This window comes from Paenibacillus sp. P4_E11, assembly GCF_056401635.1.
On sequence record NZ_JBFUIX010000222.1, the window covers coordinates 1 to 4,183 of the forward strand.

Sequence of the window (4,183 nt, forward strand, 5' to 3'; positions counted from 1 at the left end):
CCATTGAATATCATCCTTCAACAATCCTGAGAACTTCAAAAATCCAAACGTCTCAAAAAAATCGATATGTTCTGGCGAAAGCTTCATCATAATCCTCCTAAATAATTACATGATTATCAATTCACTCTTGGCATTCGGTTAACCGGTTAACCGTTAACTATTTACTATACTAAAAATAGCCAGTATAATTGTCAATATATTCTTTGTTCTCGTGACGATTCTCGCTAAGGAGCACCTTTATGTTGAAAATGAACCGAAATACAGACCGCTTTTCACGAAGCGTTTTTGCCAAAGATATTTTGCACGTATTACGGATGGGAATTATTTCAGGAGAATTACCAGCAAACCATCGATTAGTGGAAGGTCATCTTGCTGAACAATTTGGCGTCAGCCGAGGCCCCGTACGGAGTGCCCTTCATGCACTGGAACAACAAGGACTGCTCCGGATTCTACCCAGTGGCGGAGCCGAAGTTATTGGTTTCAGCGAAAAACATGCGCTCGATCTGTTCGACACCCGTCAAAACTTGGAGGGAATAGCGGCGCGAACACTTATGAACTTGCCACAGTTGAATTTGGACCCCCTGAGAAACATTACCTCGGCGATGTCCAAAGAAAGAAATTCCATTGCGCATTTATGCGAACTCGATATGGAATTCCATCATGAGTTTATCAAACTCGCTGACAACTGGGCATTACTTCAGTTGTGGACTACGCTGAGCCCTGTTATTGCCGATATGCTCACGTTCACGAATAGCCTTGCCACTGACGCGCAATTAATAATAGCGAACCACCAAGCGCTTTTGACCGCTATAGAGAACCAAGACTTGGATTTGCTGCTGAACTTGATTGATGAACAAATTCAAATACCACGCAAGCTCGTTTCCAAACGATACAGCAGCCTGTCGGAGCCCGACGCGAGCGCTGAACGAAATTTGACGTGATTGTTCCTCTCACTAAAAGAAGCTTGCCCGTATAAGGCAAGCCTCTTATGCTTCGTGCAAACTTGTTCACATCATTGCTTAATGCACCTCTAACGCAGTCTCCTTAGGATCCGACTGACCTTGCTTGAACCAAGTCGATCTCTGTATCACCATCCAAAACCAGCCGACCGCCAGGATGCAAACCACGGAGTAGATCACAAATGTAAGCTTCAGCCCCACGAAATGCGCACAGATGCCGCCTACTAAACTCCCGATAATGGTACTGATGCCTTGCATAACGATCGCATTGACCATTTGACCGCTGGCCCTTAGCTCCGGCAGTACCGAAGCGTTCACGTATTCGATCAAGCACAACGAGATTAAGATAACTGTACCGCCATGCAGCACCCATAGCAGCAAGATTGTCGCAGGAGTTAGGTAGTAGGCGAACAGGACTAAGCGGATAGCTTGTACAACGCCTGAGACGAGCAAAATATTCGCAATCCCGAATTTCTTATAGATTTGATCAAACCAGATCATGAATGGAAATTGACTCACCGAACCGATCAGCAGCCCCAACCCGATCCACTCCGTGCTGATGCCCTGTTCCTTGCTGTAGATCGCTTGGAAAGAAAAGAAATAGCTTATGGTCGATTGAATGAACATGGAGTAGACGAATATATAAATCAGCTTTTTACTTCTGAATATTTCTCGCAGATTCACCTTTTTCCCATCGCGCTGATGTCCTTTCACGTTGGATAAGAACGGGATCAGACCCAAAGCAATCAACATGATGATGGAATAGAGGATGAAGATGTAATAAATGTTGTATTTGATCATCCAGCCAGCTGCCAGCGACATGAGAGCGAAGCCTATCGACCCAAATGTGCGCACGCTTGAAAATTTGAAGTTGTACTTGCTCGCAATTTCCAAGGTTACAGCCGTACTTAGCGGGAAGATCGCGCACTGGAAGATTGTGAACAGTAGGGTGAAGATAAGGATCAGTGTGAACATGCTACCTGAAATCGGAATTAACCAAATACATATTGCCGAGATCAATATACAAACGACCATCACATGGTTCTTGTATTTAGCTCGATCCCCGATCAATCCCCAATAAGGTTGAACGATAATCGCGATTACCGCAGACAGAGCGCCAATCGTCCCTATCTGGGTCGTATTCAACCCCACTTCTGTATAGTAGAGTCCAATATAAGATCCATAGGCACCGGCGCTCATGAAGATCAGGCAATAGAACATCGCAATCGGATAAAAGTTTCGGTTCACGTGAGCAGCACTCCCTTGCGCCTAGAATGTCCGCGATCGTAATTGAAACCGCTTTCCAGATATGACGACATAATACCATATCTAGCTAAATAGAAATAGGGTCTCGAAGTAAACCGTGTTAATCGAAATGAACAACGAGGATGGAGAACAAGGAGGTATCTTTTATTCGGGACAATATCGTGGAGAAAAAAGGCGGTATAGATGGGAACCTCAAGAAAGACGCGTAGGTCAATTGCTGGATCTCGATGGCGACAAGGTAGCAAAAGTGTTAGCAGCCCTTGGCCACAAACAGCGCTTGGACATTCTTAGATCTGTCTTGAAAGAACCCCTTTCGGGTTCAGAACTTGTTGAACACTTAAACATGGGGACGACCGGTCAACTTTACCATCACATTAAGGCGCTGCTTGGGGCCGATCTCCTTGTTCAGGAAGAAAGAGGCGGTCTTTACTCTCTTCCCTCCCACAGAGCACTTCCACTTCTTTTGTTACTCGCCGCGACCTCCGACTTAATTGATACAAGTGACTACATGGAATTGGCGGAAACCAGAAATAACGCTAGTGCCTATTTGGGTACTCCTCAGGACGGCTACGACCCGCACCATCTTCTGTGGGCTGTGTTAGATAATTCAATCCTAGAGCATCAAGCAGGTTTCTGTAACGAAGTTGGCATTTTTCTTCATAGTGATGGCAGCATCACAGTATCTGACAACGGACGCGGAATCCCTGTTCAAGTCCTTCCGAACACAGAAAAATCTCGTGTGCAGGCTGTCCTCACTGAATTGAGCCATTATAGCACCAGTGACTCATTTGTTGCTCCGGGTGGTAAGAAGGGCATTAATATTGCAGTTGTTAATGCACTCTCACAAAAGCTTTCGATCGAAGTTCGCCGAGAAGGAAAAGTGTTCAGGCAAGACTATAAACATGGAATCCCGCAGTCTGACTTATTAACTGTAGGTGTTACAAAGGAAACGGGAACGAGCGTTACTTTTCTACCAGACCAAGAAATTTTCGGTTCCAATTTCGACAAGAATATCTTGGCCAAACGTGTCCCTGAAATATCTGCCACTTATCCCGAACTAACAATCCAATTCCACAAGGATCAGGAATAATCGTTAACTGTAACTAGTAAAGAAAGACAAATCGAATATTATTTCTATGAGGCTCCTCAAATTGAGGGGCTTTTCCCATATCAGGAGGGAGGAACAGTATGAGAATGGTTCAACACAGTAACCAGATGATAGCATGATTAGACTTAACCCTAACGGACATAGAAGCTCTTATTTGTTGAGTTTTGGGTCGAATCGCTTTCTATCGGACCCAGGATCCCATATTTGCCTGTAATGAAGCCATAGCTCCTGGAATTGTGTGAAATAAGGGCAACTGAGTCCGTAAGGATTGTGCAACAGAGATGGTACAGTAAATAAGGTCTCTGATGTCCGTTCATTCGGTAAAGCACTGATTTAGGTTTTGAGCCGTTTTTTGTTACTACTCAGGTCACTACACGGTGAGGTTTATGGATCCTGTACGCGAAATAGCGCGGATTTTCCGCGTTACAGCCGTCCTGGCGGTCCTATGGCTGCCCCGACGAGAATGTTTGATGTACCACAAATCAAAGTCCTAAGTAGTAACCGTTTTTTTTTACAAAAAATAGGACACCATATGTCTCTTGTCAATTGGTCAAGCTCGACCAGTAACCTAAGAGAAAGTGTCCTAGCAAATCCTAAATCGCACTATTGTTCCTTACTACTTTGGATACGATTGTAGAAACATCGCTATACGGAGTTCCCGATATATCGATCCCATCGTTGTCGACCATAATCAGTTTCGTTGTATTCGTTGTTTTCACGGCAACGACCTGCGTGCACGACTCGGCGAACGTTCTGGATACCCGCACCCCATCAGCTGTTCCGAATTGCCCTATCCTTACCGCTACATTACAATCATGAGCTTCGGTTCCATCACAGATTAGCTTGGTAC

The 4,183-nt window shown here is 44.8% G+C and carries 4 protein-coding genes; 2 read left to right on the plus strand and 2 right to left on the minus strand.

Features of this window, described 5'->3' with window-relative positions; translation table 11 throughout:
• The first annotated feature begins 239 nt into the window (after window positions 1–239).
• Window positions 240–941: a GntR family transcriptional regulator gene (locus AC1DWB_RS31665; protein WP_477545076.1), complete on the plus strand. Its 702-nt coding sequence runs from the start codon at window positions 240–242 to the stop codon at window positions 939–941.
• Window positions 942–1,019: 78 nt separating this feature from the next.
• Here the strand turns inward: AC1DWB_RS31665 and AC1DWB_RS31670 are convergent, their stop codons facing one another.
• Window positions 1,020–2,207 carry an MFS transporter gene (locus AC1DWB_RS31670; RefSeq protein ID WP_477545077.1) on the minus strand — a complete coding sequence of 396 codons (1,188 nt, stop codon included), beginning with the start codon at window positions 2,205–2,207 and terminating at the stop codon, window positions 1,020–1,022.
• A 127-nt stretch (window positions 2,208–2,334) separates the two neighbouring features.
• Here AC1DWB_RS31670 and AC1DWB_RS31675 point away from each other — a divergent pair, with 127 nt between their 5' ends.
• On the plus strand, window positions 2,335–3,315 hold the full coding sequence (locus tag AC1DWB_RS31675; protein ID WP_477545078.1) for an ATP-binding protein: 981 nt from the start codon (window positions 2,335–2,337) through the stop codon (window positions 3,313–3,315).
• A 611-nt stretch (window positions 3,316–3,926) separates the two neighbouring features.
• Here AC1DWB_RS31675 and AC1DWB_RS31680 read toward each other — a convergent pair.
• On the minus strand, window positions 3,927–4,183 hold a 257-nt coding region (locus AC1DWB_RS31680), incomplete at its 5' end, for a hypothetical protein (RefSeq protein ID WP_477545079.1).